The 15,729-nt window shown below is 40.8% G+C and carries 11 protein-coding genes and 6 tRNA genes; 9 read left to right on the top strand and 8 right to left on the bottom strand.

The window, feature by feature from the left end; translation table 11 throughout:
* Positions 1-221: 221 nt before the first annotated feature.
* From glnS to nagE, 7 genes are all read right to left on the bottom strand, one after another.
* Positions 222-1,889 (bottom strand): glutamine--tRNA ligase, encoded by a 1,668-nt coding sequence (glnS, locus tag AACS92_RS10350; protein WP_099111140.1) that lies wholly within the window; start codon positions 1,887-1,889, stop codon positions 222-224.
* Between the two features lie 183 nt (positions 1,890-2,072).
* Complete coding sequence (locus AACS92_RS10355) at positions 2,073-3,302, bottom strand: DegT/DnrJ/EryC1/StrS family aminotransferase (protein ID WP_099111141.1); 1,230 nt, start codon at positions 3,300-3,302, stop codon at positions 2,073-2,075.
* A gap of 55 nt (positions 3,303-3,357) precedes the next feature.
* Positions 3,358-4,482 (bottom strand): MFS transporter, encoded by a 1,125-nt coding sequence (locus AACS92_RS10360; RefSeq protein ID WP_099111142.1) that lies wholly within the window; start codon positions 4,480-4,482, stop codon positions 3,358-3,360.
* 228 nt (positions 4,483-4,710) lie between these two features.
* Positions 4,711-5,358 carry an HAD-IA family hydrolase gene (locus tag AACS92_RS10365; RefSeq protein ID WP_099111143.1) on the bottom strand — a complete coding sequence of 216 codons (648 nt, stop codon included), beginning with the start codon at positions 5,356-5,358 and terminating at the stop codon, positions 4,711-4,713.
* Positions 5,359-5,492: 134 nt separating this feature from the next.
* The gene (locus AACS92_RS10370) at positions 5,493-6,254 is read right to left on the bottom strand and encodes a glycosyltransferase (RefSeq protein WP_099111144.1); all 762 of its coding nucleotides are present in this window, start codon (positions 6,252-6,254) and stop codon (positions 5,493-5,495) included.
* Between the two features lie 24 nt (positions 6,255-6,278).
* A complete protein-coding gene (locus AACS92_RS10375; protein ID WP_099111145.1) occupies positions 6,279-7,130 on the bottom strand; it encodes a phytanoyl-CoA dioxygenase family protein in 852 nt (283 codons plus the stop codon).
* A gap of 587 nt (positions 7,131-7,717) precedes the next feature.
* A complete protein-coding gene (gene nagE / locus AACS92_RS10380; protein ID WP_099111146.1) occupies positions 7,718-9,736 on the bottom strand; it encodes an N-acetylglucosamine-specific PTS transporter subunit IIBC in 2,019 nt (672 codons plus the stop codon).
* 337 nt (positions 9,737-10,073) lie between these two features.
* Between nagE and nagB the strand changes: the two genes are divergently transcribed.
* The 9 genes from nagB to AACS92_RS10425 all read left to right on the top strand — a co-directional run bounded on the left by nagB (position 10,074) and on the right by AACS92_RS10425 (position 14,168).
* Positions 10,074-10,880, top strand: coding sequence for a glucosamine-6-phosphate deaminase (nagB, locus tag AACS92_RS10385; RefSeq protein WP_099111147.1), 807 nt, complete (start codon positions 10,074-10,076; stop codon positions 10,878-10,880).
* 43 nt (positions 10,881-10,923) lie between these two features.
* Complete coding sequence (gene nagA / locus AACS92_RS10390; protein ID WP_099111148.1) at positions 10,924-12,138, top strand: N-acetylglucosamine-6-phosphate deacetylase; 1,215 nt, start codon at positions 10,924-10,926, stop codon at positions 12,136-12,138.
* Positions 12,125-13,348 carry a DNA-binding transcriptional regulator NagC gene (nagC, locus tag AACS92_RS10395; RefSeq protein WP_099111149.1) on the top strand — a complete coding sequence of 408 codons (1,224 nt, stop codon included), beginning with the start codon at positions 12,125-12,127 and terminating at the stop codon, positions 13,346-13,348. The genes nagA and nagC overlap by 14 nt, the downstream gene beginning before the upstream one ends.
* Positions 13,349-13,501: 153 nt before the next feature.
* A tRNA-Met gene (locus AACS92_RS10400) sits at positions 13,502-13,578 on the top strand.
* A 5-nt stretch (positions 13,579-13,583) separates the two neighbouring features.
* Positions 13,584-13,668 (top strand) — tRNA-Leu (locus AACS92_RS10405).
* A gap of 70 nt (positions 13,669-13,738) precedes the next feature.
* Positions 13,739-13,813, top strand: a tRNA-Gln gene (locus AACS92_RS10410).
* Positions 13,814-13,887: 74 nt separating this feature from the next.
* Positions 13,888-13,962 (top strand) — tRNA-Gln (locus AACS92_RS10415).
* A gap of 41 nt (positions 13,963-14,003) precedes the next feature.
* A tRNA-Met gene (locus AACS92_RS10420) sits at positions 14,004-14,080 on the top strand.
* Positions 14,081-14,093: 13 nt separating this feature from the next.
* Positions 14,094-14,168, top strand: a tRNA-Gln gene (locus AACS92_RS10425).
* Between the two features lie 232 nt (positions 14,169-14,400).
* Here AACS92_RS10425 and ubiF read toward each other — a convergent pair.
* A complete protein-coding gene (gene ubiF / locus AACS92_RS10430) occupies positions 14,401-15,588 on the bottom strand; it encodes a 3-demethoxyubiquinol 3-hydroxylase (RefSeq protein WP_099111180.1) in 1,188 nt (395 codons plus the stop codon).
* Between the last annotated feature and the right edge of the window lie 141 nt (positions 15,589-15,729).

Below are 15,729 nucleotides of genomic sequence, written 5' to 3' on the forward strand. Positions count from 1 at the left end.
TGACAATGATATTTTGGAAAAATTATTATTTTCTTATAGAACGCTATTCTAATTGCAATGTACAAGGTATACCGTTACCCATCTGCTAAAGATTGGTGAGAGGCTTTTACCTCTCACCGGAAACCAGCTTTTGACTAGGAAAATTCATTACCGCGAATTTGCCATTCACATACCACCTCTATACAACTAGGTCTCTATTAGGTATGTATTCTTAGCTGATATTATTCTTTAGAGATTTTCGCCCAGGTATCACGCAGACCTACAGTGCGGTTAAACACTAAGTGTTCAGCCGTTGAACGTTTGCTATCAGCACAGAAGTACCCTTCACGTTCAAACTGGTAAGTTTTTTCCGGCATGGCATTGACCAGACCTGGCTCAACAAAACCTTTACGTACCACTAATGACTCGGTGTTAAACGTGGACAGGAAATCCTCTGCCGCTCCCGGATTTGGCACACTGAACAGACGATCATACAGGTAGAATTCAGCTGGCGCGGCATGTACTGCACTTACCCAATGGATAACACCCTTCACTTTGCGGCCATCTGCCGGATCTTTATTCAGAGTCTGCTCGTCGTAATGACAGTAAATCGTGGTGATGTTGCCTTCTGCGTCTTTCTCAACACGCTCAGCTTTAACAACATAAGCGTTACGCAAACGCACTTCTTTGCCCATGACCAGACGCTTATACTGACGGTTAGCTTCTTCACGGAAGTCTGCCCGATCAATATAGAGTTCACGGCTGAATGGTACTTCACGGCTGCCCATTTCCGGCTTATTCGGATGGTTAGGCATGGTCAGAATAACTTCGCCTTCCGGCATATTTTCAATAACCAGTTTCACCGGGTCAAGAACTGCCATAGCTCGTGGCGCATGTTCATTAAGATCATCGCGGATACAGGATTCCAGTGCAGCCATTTCAACATTGTTATCCTGCTTAGTTACACCGATACGGCGGCAGAATTCACGGATTGACGCAGCAGAATAGCCACGACGACGCAGGCCTGAAATGGTTGGCATACGTGGATCATCCCAGCCATCAACAATATTCTCAGTCACCAGCTGATTCAGTTTACGCTTGGACATTACTGCGTATTCCAGATTCAGGCGGGAAAACTCATACTGACGAGGGTGGCAGTCAATTGTGATGTTATCCAATACCCAGTCATATAGGCGGCGGTTATCCTGAAACTCTAGTGTACAAATAGAGTGCGTAATTCCTTCCAGTGCATCGGAAATGCAGTGGGTAAAATCGTACATCGGATAGATGCACCATTTATTACCAGACTGATGGTGTTCTGCAAACTTGATACGATACAGAACCGGATCGCGCATGACCATAAAAGGAGAAGCCATATCAATTTTGGCACGCAGACACGCTTTACCTTCTGCAAACTCGCCCGCCCGCATTTTCTCGAACAAAGCAAGGTTTTCTTCCACACTACGATCACGGTACGGGCTGTTTTTACCCGGCTCTTTCAACGTACCACGATATTCGCGGATCTCATCAGGGCTTAGCTCATCCACATACGCCAGGCCTTTATTGATTAACTCAATGGCATATTGATGCAACTGGTCGAAGTAATCAGAAGAATAACGGATATCACCACTCCACTGGAAACCCAGCCACTGTACGTCTTGCTTGATTGACTCAACGTATTCAATATCTTCTTTAACCGGGTTCGTATCGTCAAAACGCAGGTTGCATTGCCCCTGATAGTCTTGCGCAATGCCGAAATTCAGGCAGATCGACTTTGCATGACCAATATGCAGATAGCCGTTAGGTTCAGGCGGGAAACGGGTATGTACTGATGTATGTTTACCAGTTGCCAAATCTTCGTCAATAATCTGACGAATAAAGTTTGTCGGGCGAGTATCTGCCTCACTCATCGTTTTATTCCTCAATGCAAAAAGCGCTTCAATATAACGCTCTATAATCTATTAAGCTGAACCGAGAAACAACACTTAGTTAGTGGGAAATAGAGGAAAAAAAGAAAGTCTTGCTGAAAAAAGGATAACGACAGGCCATTCTGAGTAAAGGCCTGTCATTTTCTATAAGAGAGGTAAGTAAGATCAGCGGATACGATGACTTTCCAGCACTGCGATTAACTGATCTGCACAATAAACGATATGCTCTTCATTCCAGCTAGGATGCAAATACAAGCTGATTGTTCGGGGCAATAAAGAACGGGCTGTTTCACACACAACATCGCAATATTTGACCGATTCAGGCGATGTGTACTCACTGGAATGGAAAGGGAAATTGGCAGAGCCAAAACCACGTAGCTCTCTGAAGACCCGTTCACCATAAGCTTCCGGCCACTGGATCTTAAACGCGGGAACACCGATTTTTTTCAAATCACGCAAAATGATTTCAGCAGTGCAATCCAGTTTGGCAAGATCAAACACAATCGGATATAGCCAATATGCGTTTTGCCTGTCTTCATTATTCAGCGGCAAACTATGAATTAAATCGATTTCTGCAAATTTTGCGTCATAGATTTTCGCGTATTGTTTACGGTTATGCATATTCCAGTCATCAAACCGCTCCAGCTCATTAATCCCGATGATCGACTGAATTTCAGTCATACGGTAATTATAGCCAATGCGATTATGCACATGCCATGACACTTCTTCCAAAGCAAGTAAGTCAAACTTCCTTTTCACATCAAACCCGTGATCACGATAGGCACGGCATTCCCAGCCGATTTCAGGATTATTGGTCACAACCATGCCACCTTCACCACCGGTGGTAAAATGTTTGGACTGACAGAAACTGAATGTGCCAACATCACCAATCGTTCCAACAGATTTCCCCTTATACTTTCCTCCGAGACATTGCGCGCTGTCTTCTATTACTTTGAGATTATGTCTGCGGGCAACAGCAAGAATTGCATCCATATCACAGACAACTCCATAAAGATGTACAACGATAATAGCTTTCGTGCGCTCGGTAATCAGAGCTTCTATTTTATCAGGGTCGATAGTGTGCTCTTCCGTCGTATCGCAAAATACAGGAATAGCACCGCACTGTAATACAGCAAAGGAAGTAGCAATAAAGGTGTATGAAGGAACAATAACTTCATCACCGGGGCCGATATTTAATGCCCCCACAGCAATATTCACAGCAGAGGTACCCGAATTACAGGAGATTGCCATTTCTGCACCAATCCAGTCGGCAAATTTATTTTCAAATTCCATGCCTTTTTTTCCGGTCCAGTAATTAACTTCACCGGATAACAGTGGCTGCTGAATATCTTTTAATGTTTTTTCGGCAAAATCAGGCCATTGTGGAAATTTCATAAAATCACACCTTAATATTATTACAATAAGATAAGTTTATTTATATAAAAACAAATTAATTATTTTTTATAAACCTTGAATTAACTAACATAATTAATGCACCAACAGCTAATAAATAAAATGCTGTTTCAAGACTAAAATTCTGAGCAATAAACCCGATTAGCGCAGGACCAATCATTATTCCAAAGTAGCCAAATGTAACAATTGAAGCTATTGCATGACCGGGGAGCATAACTGTTTGAGTTCCCGATATAGAGCATAATATCGGAACAATATTTGATGCACCTAATCCTATGAAGAAAAAACCTATCATATATAGAGAGAATGAACTTACACTAACAACAATAAAGAAACCGATAAAAATACTAAATGTTCCTGCAAAAAAGACTTTCCCACGTCCTATATTAGAGATAACTCGATCCCCTAAAAATCGTCCTGTCGTCATCGCTGCTGCAAATGCAGCATAGCCAAATCCATTAAATGCAATATCAACATTACGTTCATTAACTAAAAACACACCACTCCAGTCAATAACTGAACCTTCAATGATCCCCATTAGAAAACAAAGAAAGCTCGCCAAAATAACAATACCTTTCGGAAAAAAGAAACCTTTATCCTTTCTTTCTTTATTATGATCGTGATTATTTATAAGCCCGGAAAAAGAAAAAATGAATAACAACGATAATATAAAAGATATAATTAGACACGCGACAAGAGCAGAAAAATTCATATAAAGTAATATCGATACGCCAGCCGCGCCCAAAATCCCCCCCAAACTGAAAAAACCATGGAAGCCTGACATCAAATTTCTCTTTGTGTTTTTTTCCACTACTACAGCCTGGATATTCATTGCAACATCCACCGTACCAATGGATGCCCCAAAGATAAAAAGCATAACTCCAAGCTGGGTAACACTCGAAGACAATATTAAAAGTGGTAAAGAAACAATAGCAAAAATTCCTGAAATTATAATAACCTTACGACAACCAAATAAAGTAGTCAGAAATCCTGTAACAGGCATGGATACAATTGATCCAAGCCCCAGAAAAAACAATAAAACCCCTAGCTCTCCTGAATCAATATTTAAAAAATTTTTCACCAAGGGTATCAAAGGAGCCCATGCCGCAATTCCCATACCAGCAGCTAAGAAAACCGCTCTAGTTGCAATCACATTATTCATAATCCATCTCAACCATAATGTTTATATAAAAACCCACTCTATACTTAATCAAACAAGGTTATACACTTCATATTGAAATCCATTGTGTATATACAAGCTGCCTCTTTGTTGGTTGCACTCGCTCACCCCAGTCGCATAGTTATCTATGCTCAGGGGACTTGCTCCTTTGCCGCCGCGATGCAACTCGAAATCCATAGGGTATAGAGTCATAAAAACATTAATTCATAATTATGAATTAATTTTAATTTCAAAAGCATTCATTCCTATTTTATCAATTTTAATTTCATCCCAGTGATTAATGACTTCGAGAACTGAAGGGTGTATTTTCTCTTGGCCCCCAATTTGTATGACCTCACAACCCGCTGCTAATGCACTTTGTATTCCTGCATACGAATCTTCAAAAACTAAACAGTCTTTGGTTTTCATTCCCAAACGCTCAGCTGCCATGAGGTAGGGAGAAGGATGCGGTTTCCCGTCCTGTACATCATCAGAACCCACGATGAGGTCCGGTATCTTAAGACCACAAACACTCATTCTATGATATGCAACTCTCTGGCTGGCTGAAGTGACTACAGCCCAAGGGCAATCATTTAAAGAAAGTAAAAATTCTTTTGCGCCAAATAAAGCTTGTGCTGAACCTGAGTGCTGAACTTCTAAATCATCCAATAACTGAACCTGTTCTTCCACATTCAAATGTGGGGCAATAGTCAAAATAACATCTCTGGAACGAACACCATGACATATCTCCAATACATGTTGGATAGGTACATTCTGCATTTCGCACCATTTAGACCAAATCATTTCAACTTCCGATAAGGATTGAACCAACGTCCCATCCATATCAAATAAAATAGCCTTTATATTATAAATCCCCATTACCCCTCCGATAATAAAAAACAAACACTGTAAACCATCCCAATAATTTATAATAAAACATAGGAATCACAATAAATAATCAAACCTATTTCATTAGGATAAATCAATATCACAGCATCTGCTAATCAATCACTTCAAATTATCTCTGGATCGTTTATAACCCAATAAATCTTAATGGAAAAAACGCCAAGTATCATTATGCTATAGTTAATTAACGTCCTCGCCAAACTCCAGTTCTCTCTTGTGTCCTCCCAGGCCACTGGGAACTGATCTAATTTCTTAGATAACCTATTTGTTAGATAAATAATTTCAGCATCAAATGCGTATCCATTAATCTTCTGCTTAGAAAACACTTCTTTTGCCACATCAGATTTCAACATTTTAAATGGACACTGAGAATCAGAAACTTTACAATTCAATAGTAAGTTGACTATTTTTAAAAATATTTTACTGGTTATCTTGCGATATGAGTTCGCTTTTGATTTATTCTTTGAAAAGCGCTCTCCAATAACCAAATCAACATTTGAAACTTCAATCCTCCTGTATGCAATAAAAAAATCATTTTCTTTTATAGGAAAATCAATATCTGTATAAAAAACATATTTCCCTTTTGCTAAATCGACGCCTCTTCTAATGCTATATCCTTTTCCATAGTTTCCACAGTTAGAGATCACCAGAACATCAGGATAATTTTTCTTTATTTTTACAACATCTTGGTCATGAAAATTATTTTTATCTGAATCGTTGACTATAATTATTTGTACCTTCAGCTTCTCCTGAATGTTTCGGATACGCTGGATAGTTTTTTCAATAACAGAATAATTTTCATTATAGCGAGGAAGAATAATTGAAACATCAATAGCATCACCCTCTATGCGATGATTTTTTGTCTCCATAATGATACCTTAAGGTATAATGTACTAAAATCCCAATAATAATTTACCCAAATCTGTTAAGTGTATCTGAGAGGTATCTTGTTGATGTGCTTTTTTAACCGGAAAGGCTTTCCCTGTTATAGATGTCGTCGGCAAACCTTTTTTATAAGCTACAATTCTCTCGGCAACTTGTTGTTCTGTAATATCTGTTCGTGGGAATAAGCAAAAATATTGAGCTAACCTTGGCTCATTTGAAGTATTAGGTATATTCCCGTGAGGCAGTGCACTGTCAAAAATGACATAATCCCCTGCTTTCAATGGAATTGATTTAATATTCATCCCTGCTGTATCAGGAAATCTACTGTTATATCCCGCTGGCTGTTTTGATAACCATTCATAGATAACTTTATGAAAACCGGGAACACACTGGAACCCACCAGAATTACCATTATCATCAGTTAAGCTCAAAAGACCCTGTATTTTTCTTTCCAGTGGGCGTTTCGAAACATCAATATCCCAATGAATAAAACCCTCATATTTCCAGTTTTCATTAACTGGAGGGTTCATATTTACTCTGTCAACACTAACCAGTAAATCTGAGGTACCAAAAATCTTTTCATATACAGAGTAAATGATTTGATTCTGACGATTATCCCACAAAGACTGATGATGATAAAAAGGAATCCGCCCCATTTCATCAATTCCTGAACGAGAACGAATCTCCATGTTATAAAAATCACTGTGGTTACTCTTATCCATTTCCAAAAAATAAAATATAGCATCGACAGTTTTTTGAACTTGTTCTTTGCTTACTGCCGATTCTATGATGATATAACCATTGTCATCCCAACTCTTTAAATACTTTTCCATTTTTCCTTCTGAAATAGATAAATTCATAATTTCCACCTACTTATATTTATTTCATTTAGTTATCTTATCAACGAACACAATTTAATCTCTCTATCAGAGATAATTTAAGTGCATTAGACTTTGATCTAAAATGTTTATAAAATGGACAGGAAATAAAATCATTAAAATCAACTCGACCTAAGCCAAATAAAATTAAAGGATATTTTTTATAAAAAAATTGAGGTAAATCACAAATAAAATAAAAAACAAAAAACATTATAAAATACCTACATTAAATTATTCCTTATCGAAAAAATGACAATAACAAATACCTCTCATGAATATAAAATAACAATCATATATTTAATTTTATGTTTCTACGCTCCAGACGCGTCGTAATAATAAATATATCACCCAATATTTGATGATATATTTTCCGTCTTTTAGAAACTTGAAGAGGGGAAATCTAATTCTATATTTAGAATCAGATGATTTTAACTCGTTCACCTAGAAATAATTTACCTCTTTCTAGGTGTTAAGAGTAAAAAACATTCTGATATTACCTGCATGCATTTCTGCATACAGGTAATACTAAAAAATATTTATGAAATTAAAATCATGAGGTAGGTTATTAATTATTTATATATCTGGAATAAATCTGCTCCTGTGGCAATAACTCCCTCTTCTGCAATCATTCTGATTCCTGAATAGTTATCGATATTGCTGATAATAACTGGGCTTATCATTGACTTGGCATGAGAGTTCAAATAATCAAGGTCTAATTTCAGTAACGCCGTTCCTGTTTTAACTTTCATTCCTTCTTTCACCAAACATTCAAACCCACGGCCACCCAAGGAAACAGTATCAATGCCCATATGGACAATAACTTCAGCACCATTATCCGCCTCAATACATAACGCATGGTTAGTATCAAATACCTTTACCACCGTACCTGTAACGGGTGAGAAGACTGTTTCCGAAGTCGGCTTGATTGCAATACCGTCACCCACTAATTTACTGGAGAAAGCTTCATCCGGTACATCTTCCAGCTTGACTAACTCACCCGTAACAGGTGCTAGTAAAGTCAGAATTTCTTTATTTTCCTGCGTACTCTTTTTTTCTACCGGAATATCAGACTCTGGAATATCATTTTCCGTCGCAGCAGCAATCGGGCCTTTAGCAATAACATCTTTCATGGCGCTAGCAATCAGTTCAGCACGCATACCAACAATAATCTGAACACTTCCTTTATTCAGGCGAATAACACCAGAAGCCCCAAGACGTTTAGTGACTCGTTCATTAACTAAACTGGAATCTTTCACGGATAAACGCAAACGGGTGATACAAGAGTCAATATTGATTAAATTGGCCGATCCACCTATCGCAGCAACATAGTTATATGCTTCTTCCTGAATATCGTTTTTGCCACCAGCATTCAATTTCATATCTGCATCAGTTCCCGCGCTAGAAGGTAATTCACGGCCTAATGTCATCAGGTTGAATTTTTTGATAGTGAAACGGAATACAACATAATAGATACAGAAGAATACTAACCCTTGTGGGATCAGCATATACCAGTGCACAGCTAGCGGGTTGCGTGAGGAGAGGAAAAGATCAATAAAGCCGGCGCTGAAACCAAAACCGGCAATCCAGTGCATCGCCGCTGCAATATAAACTGAAATGCCCGTCATAATGGCATGCAGAAAATAAAGCACAGGTGCCACAAACATGAAAGAGAATTCAAGTGGCTCAGTTATACCAGTAAAGAACGCAGCAAATGCTCCCGCCAACATGATACCGCCAACCATTGCTTTATTCTCAGGACGGGCGCAGTGGTATATAGCTAATGCCGCTCCCGGTAACCCAAACATCATGATGGGGAAGAAACCAGCCTGATAACGCCCGGTAATGCCCGGAATAGCCGTTCCTTCAGCAATAGATTTTCCTCCTCCCAGGAAATTAGGAATGTCATTAATACCTGCAACATCAAACCAGAAAACTGAGTTCAACGCATGGTGCAAACCTAAGGGTATTAGCAGACGATTAAAGAATGCATAAAGCCCGGCTCCTACAGACCCGAGGCTGGTAATACTTTCACCAAATACCACCAGCCAATCATAAATGACAGGCCAGACAAATATCAGGATAAAAGAAAGTAGAATCATTAAAAAAGAATTCAGGATCGGTACCAAACGGCGTCCACTGAAAAAAGACAGTGCCAAAGGTAATTCAACATTACTGTAGCGGTTATAAAGCTCAGCTGAAATAACTCCTATTAAAATACCAATAAACTGGTTATTAATTTTATTGAATGCCACTGGCACATCAGCAACCGGAATACCTTCAATCATCGCGATGACTTCGGGCGAACACAGTTTCATAACAACCATAAACCCGACTAATCCGGTCAGTGCAGCAGCCCCGTCTTTATCTTTTGACATACCATAAGCAATACCAATTGCAAATAATATTGCCATATTGTCAAGAATAGCCTTACCGGATGAGATAAACAAAGCTGCCATTTTATTGTCAGCTCCCCAACCGGTCGGATCAATCCAATATCCAATCCCGAGTAATATCGCCGCAGCAGGCAATGTTGCAACAGGCACCATTAATGCCCGACCAATCTGTTGTAAGTAAGTTAAAATGTTCACTCACGCCCCCTTAAAGCCCCATGAATGGAGTCTTTTATTGAATAAACGATGTAATAACACCACTCATCTATTTGTTGTTAAACAATTTCAAGTCTAAGAAATTTATTTTTCATCGCAAATTAAATCCTTCGCATATGTGATAAAAATCACTTAAATTGATATATTTTTGAGCGAAATATGGCCTTAATCAAAAACTTATTTTATTATAAAAAATAACATTATCGTGTGCGTGTCAGGTAGAACCGCTGTAAAGAACAGGTATGATAGGCAGCTTTTGCCCCGCCACTGTTCGTATAATTTTAATTTTATAAATGAATAATTTTTTGAAGAGGTCATCATGAGGCTGATCCCCCTAACAAATGCAAGTGATGTAGGTCGATGGTCTGCTCACTATATTGTTAGAAAAATAAATGAATTCAAACCAACAGCAGAACGCCCTTTTGTTCTCGGCCTGCCAACAGGCAGTACGCCATTAGCAACTTATAAAGAACTCATCGCGCTATATCAGGCAGGAAAAGTGAGTTTCAGAAATGTTGTAACCTTTAATATGGATGAATATGTTGGCATTCCTGAGGATCATCCCCAGAGTTACCACACTTTCATGTATCAGAATCTCTTCAATCATATTGATATTGAAAAAGAAAATATCAACTTACTCGATGGGAATGCGACAGATATCGATGCTGAATGCTTACGCTATGAGAATAAAATTAAAGCGTATGGCAAAATTCATCTGTTTATGGGCGGTGTAGGTAACGACGGCCATATTGCATTTAACGAACCCGCGTCTTCTCTCTCTTCCCGTACACGGATTAAGACGCTGACCCTGGAAACACGAACTGCCAATTCCCGTTTTTTCAATAATAACGTGGAATCAGTCCCCCAATATGCGTTAACTATTGGTGTGGGTACGTTAATGGATGCTGAAGAGATCATTATTCTCGTAACCGGAACTCAAAAAGCACTGGCTCTACAAGCTGCTATTGAAGGTAATGTTAACCATATGTGGACAGTAAGCTGTCTACAGATACATCCAAAAACAATTATTGCGTGTGATGAAGCTGCAACAATGGAGTTAAGAGTAAAAACCGTAAAATATTTTCGCCAGATAGAGGCTGATATTCTGAGTGAATTCGCCAGTTAATACTTAATTCAGGCATTTAGGTTCAGGCATTTAGGAGTCCAGAATGTACGCTTTAACTAACTGTATTATCTACACCGGACACGACAGGCTCAGTGAATATGCTGTTATTATTGAAGGTGGGATAATCAAGCATATTTGTCCGGAAAATGAGTTACCGGCAGGCATTGAACAGCATGACTTACAGGGTGCAAACCTCTCTCCCGGATTTATTGACCTGCAAGTCAACGGCTGTGGCGGAGTCCAGTATAATGACCGCATGGAAGATCTTACGGAAGGGACACTGCATATCATGCAGAAAACCAATCAGCGATACGGCTGTACCAGTTTTCTGCCAACGCTTATCACTAGCCCTGATGAGCTGATGATCAAAGCCATTGAAGTAATGCGTATCTATCTGGCTAACAACCCCAATCAGGCGATTGGTTTACATCTGGAAGGACCTTACATCAATCCGGTAAAAAAAGGCACACATAATGCTGCCTATATACGCAAACCAACACCGGAAATGGTCAATTATTTGTGTATTAATGCCGATGTGATCAAGAAAATTACTCTTGCTCCTGAGATGGTAGAAAATCATTACATTCATCAATTAACTGAAGCGGGTATTGTTGTTTCTGCGGGTCATTCCAACGCAACCTATGAAGAGGCACGACGGGGATTCCAAAATGGTATTACCTTCTCCACTCATTTATATAATGCCATGCCAGCCATTTCTGGCCGACAGCCGGGTTTAATCAGCGCAATTTATGATACTACTGAAGTCTATGCCGGTATTATTTGTGATGGTATGCATGTTGCATGGCCCAACATTCGTAGCGCCAAGCGTCTGAAAAATGAAAAATTAGTTCTCGTGACAGATGCCATTGTCCCTGCCGGGCTGGATGAAGGCAGTAATATAGAACAATTCACCTTCGCTAATAAAACAATATATTATCGTAACGGGTTATGTGTCGATGAGAATGGCACATTAAGCGGCTCTTCAGCCACAATGATTGAGTGTGTCAGGAATAGTGTCGAAAAAGTTGGCATCGCTTTAGATGAAACACTGCGCATGGCAACCCTTTACCCAGCTAAAGCTATCGGTGTCGATAAACATCTTGGAACGATTGAGCCGGGTAAAGTAGCAAACCTGACAGCATTCACTCATGATTTCAAAATCTGTAAAACCATAGTTAACGGAAATATCGTTAATAACAATAACAACAAAGGGAACGAAGCTGAACTATCGAGCATAGTGCCTGATGAACAACCATAACACACAAAAACAAATCGCGAATATTGAGCTGGTCAAACAGCTCAATAGCGCCGTGGTCTATCGGTTGATAGACCAACTCGGGCCAATATCCCGTATACAAATCGCGGAAGAGAGCCAACTTGCTCCGGCCAGTGTGACAAAAATTACTCGTCAGTTAATTGAGCGCGGTCTGATTAAAGAAGTTGATCAGCAGGCATCTACTGGCGGACGTCGCGCTATTTCCATTGTCACAGAAACCAGCCATTTTCATACCATTGGTGTTCGGCTGGGCCGTCGGGATGCGACGATTGCGTTATTTGATATGAGCGCCAGACAACTGGCAGAAGAGCAACATCCTGTTCTGGAAAATAGCCAGCAAGAAGTCGAACAACGGATTATCTCCGTTATTGAAGACTTTATCAGCAGAAATCAGCGGCGTAACCGTGAACTGATTGCAATCTCCATCATTGTCCCCGGATTAGTTGATCCCCATAATGGCATTATCCGCTATATGCCACATATTAAAGTCGATAACTGGCCATTGGTGCAAAACCTGCGTAATCACTTCAATATTTCATGTTTTATCGGGCACGACATCCGCAGCTTGGCACTGGCAGAAAACTATTTCGGAGCCACTCGCGATTGTGAAGACTCTCTTCTTGTACGTGTTCATCGTGGTGTAGGTGCAGGCGTTATTATCAAGAATAATGTATTGCTCAATAAACGTGGCAATCTGGGAGAGATAGGCCATATCCAAATTGAACCACTGGGTGAGCGTTGTCATTGTGGTAATTTTGGCTGTCTGGAAACGATTGCATCCAATCCGGCCATAGAAGCCAAAATACAGCACCAATTACAGCAGGGGTTTCCAAGTAAGCTGACATTGGATAAATGCAGCATCCATGACATATGTCGCGCTGCTAATCAGGGAGACTCTCTGGCAGTCGAAGTGATCAGACAGGCAGGGCATAATCTAGGTAAAGCCATCGCCATTGCCATCAACTTCTTTAACCCACAGAAAGTTGTTATTGCCGGTGATATCACTGAAGCAGAGCAGGCTCTGCTTGCCGCTATTCAAAATTGTATCAACACTCAGACTTTAAAAAACTTCCGTGAAGACCTGCCTATCGTGGTTTCCGAATTAAACCACTGTTCTGCAATAGGCGCATTCGCCTTAACGAAGCGAGCTATGCTCAATGGTGTGCTGTTACAACACCTTCTTGGAGGATAATTCGTCATTTCAGCTTCTTTTATCATCAAGATGATTACAGGGCAAACAAACAAGCGATTTTATGCATATTTTTTTAAAAAAGCAGTTGACGCATCTGTCTGATATACGCATAATGCGCCCCGCACCGCCGATGAAGGCAAAGCGAAAAAAGATGGCTACGTAGCTCAGCTGGTTAGAGCACAGCACTCATAATGCTGGGGTCACAGGTTCGATTCCCGTCGTAGCCACCATCTTTGCGGGAGTGGCGAAATTGGTAGACGCACCAGATTTAGGTTCTGGCGCCGCAAGGTGTGCGAGTTCAAGTCTCGCCTCCCGCACCATTTCTTCTTCGGTTGCACTTAAATCGAGTTTTGTTAAGGTTGTTTTAAGTTTTAGTGTGTTGTTTTCAGGTGGGGTATCGCCAAGCGGTAAGGCACCAGGTTTTGATCCTGGCATACCCTGGTTCGAATCCAGGTACCCCAGCCATATTTCTGAAAACGATAATTTCTAATAAATAGATAACCATTTATAAAACAAGGTTTAAAATGAAAATTTTCAGGTGGGGTATCGCCAAGCGGTAAGGCACCAGGTTTTGATCCTGGCATACCCTGGTTCGAATCCAGGTACCCCAGCCATTTTCCTGAAGGTTTTCATAAAATTTACGGTTAACGTAAATGGCTACGTAGCTCAGCTGGTTAGAGCACAGCACTCATAATGCTGGGGTCACAGGTTCGAATCCCGTCGTAGCCACCATTTTAAATTCAGTTGGGGTATCGCCAAGAGGTAAGGCACCGGATTCTGATTCCGGCATTCCCAGGTTCGAATCCTGGTACCCCAGCCAAATTTTTCAAAACGCTGACTAAACTGACAACCGCCTTTTGGTGGTTTTTTTGTTTTTCTGCCAAAAAATATCCCCAGCTTATCGCCTGATAGTCTCCATCTTTGTTTGATAACCTGCCTGAAATCGACACATCTCCCCCTGTTTATAAAGCGCTCAATAAAAAACATATCTAAGGGTAGAAATATTAAAAAAATGGCTCCTACCCTCAAAAATATTTGCTAAAAAACAGTAATCACACCCCCAGCGCATATTTCAGCGCCAGTTTTTTCAGTGCGCCTGAGCGCTGCGCTGCCATCAAGGCCAGATTACGCATAGTTTTCAATCCTGGCAGGTCATGGCTGAATGCCGTATGAAAGAGATCCATTCCCGCCTGCATAACCAAATTATCCGGCATCCTGCGACGTTGATAACGCATCAGTACAGTCAGGGAATCCCAATCTTCCAAGGATTCTTTGGCATCAATCAATACTTTGAGTAAAGCATCTACATCCCGATAGCCCAGATTGACACCCTGCCCTGCCAGTGGGTTAATTGTATGAGCTGCATCCCCCAGCAAAACCAGCCCTTCACGCACATAATCGCTGGCATGATGGCGGGTCAGAGGAAATGAACCCGCAGCAATCGGAGTCACTTTACCCAAACGGGCCGGAAATGCCTGAAATATTTCCCGTTCAAGCTGTGTCATTGACATCGCCTGTAACTGACGAATGCGGGCGGGAGAGTCATACCATACCAACGATGCCCACTGGTCGAATAACGGCAGAAAGGCTCTGGGACCAGAAGGAAAAAACTGCTGCCATGTTACGTCTTTCTGAGGTTGTTCCGTTTTAACAGTTATCAACATACACGACTGACGATATTGCCACCCCCTGCTGCCAATCCCCGCTAATTGCCGAACCTGAGAACGTGCGCCATCAGCACCAATAATCAAACGAGTGTTTAATTCCGTACCATCAGCCAATTCAAGTTGCCATGTTTTGTGATCACCATGACGCTGCATCGATTTCAGCTCAGCGGGGCAAAACAGTGTCAGATTAGGATACCGTTCAAATTCCTGCCACAAAGCCAGTTGCAGAATGCGGTTTTCTACCATGTATCCAAGTTCAGGCAGGCCAAGGCTTGCTGCATCAAAAATCACATTGGAATCATTCTGCTCCCATGTCTCCAGCTTCCGATAAGGTGCGCTACGCATCTGCACAACATGTTCCCAAGCACCCAATTGCTTTAGTAAATCCACGGATGCCCGACTAATGGCAGAAATACGAATATCCGGTTCACTTTCTGCACTGTAGAGTTGTGGTGGCTGATGTTCCAACAGAGCGACACGCCAACCTTCCTGCGCCAATCCCAATGCCGTTGCCGCACCAATCATCCCGGCACCCACGATAACCATATCGAATTTTTGTTGTGGATTATTCATATTCATCACGCTATTAACTTCTTGATTAAAATAGTGTACCGGAATTTTCCCTTTCCGGCTGTGAATATCCGGTGTTACAGTCTGGTCACTGGTGCCTCAAATGAATACAATAGCCTGCAACATTATGCTAAACACACTGTA

The sequence above is a fragment of the Xenorhabdus sp. KJ12.1 genome, from assembly GCF_963876495.1.
GTDB classification, from domain to species: Bacteria; Pseudomonadota; Gammaproteobacteria; order Enterobacterales; family Enterobacteriaceae; genus Xenorhabdus; species Xenorhabdus stockiae.

Coding starts and splice junctions, on each gene's coding strand:
- nagB (WP_099111147.1), top strand. CDS start 10,074: ATGAGGCTGATCCCCCTAACAAATGCAAGTGATGTAGGTCGATGGTCT.
- AACS92_RS10355 (WP_099111141.1), bottom strand. CDS start 3,302: ATGAAATTTCCACAATGGCCTGATTTTGCCGAAAAAACATTAAAAGAT.
- nagA (WP_099111148.1), top strand. CDS start 10,924: ATGTACGCTTTAACTAACTGTATTATCTACACCGGACACGACAGGCTC.
- glnS (WP_099111140.1), bottom strand. CDS start 1,889: ATGAGTGAGGCAGATACTCGCCCGACAAACTTTATTCGTCAGATTATT.
- nagC (WP_099111149.1), top strand. CDS start 12,125: ATGAACAACCATAACACACAAAAACAAATCGCGAATATTGAGCTGGTC.
- AACS92_RS10365 (WP_099111143.1), bottom strand. CDS start 5,358: ATGGGGATTTATAATATAAAGGCTATTTTATTTGATATGGATGGGACG.
- AACS92_RS10360 (WP_099111142.1), bottom strand. CDS start 4,482: ATGAATAATGTGATTGCAACTAGAGCGGTTTTCTTAGCTGCTGGTATG.
- AACS92_RS10375 (WP_099111145.1), bottom strand. CDS start 7,130: ATGAATTTATCTATTTCAGAAGGAAAAATGGAAAAGTATTTAAAGAGT.
- AACS92_RS10370 (WP_099111144.1), bottom strand. CDS start 6,254: ATGGAGACAAAAAATCATCGCATAGAGGGTGATGCTATTGATGTTTCA.
- ubiF (WP_099111180.1), bottom strand. CDS start 15,588: ATGAATAATCCACAACAAAAATTCGATATGGTTATCGTGGGTGCCGGG.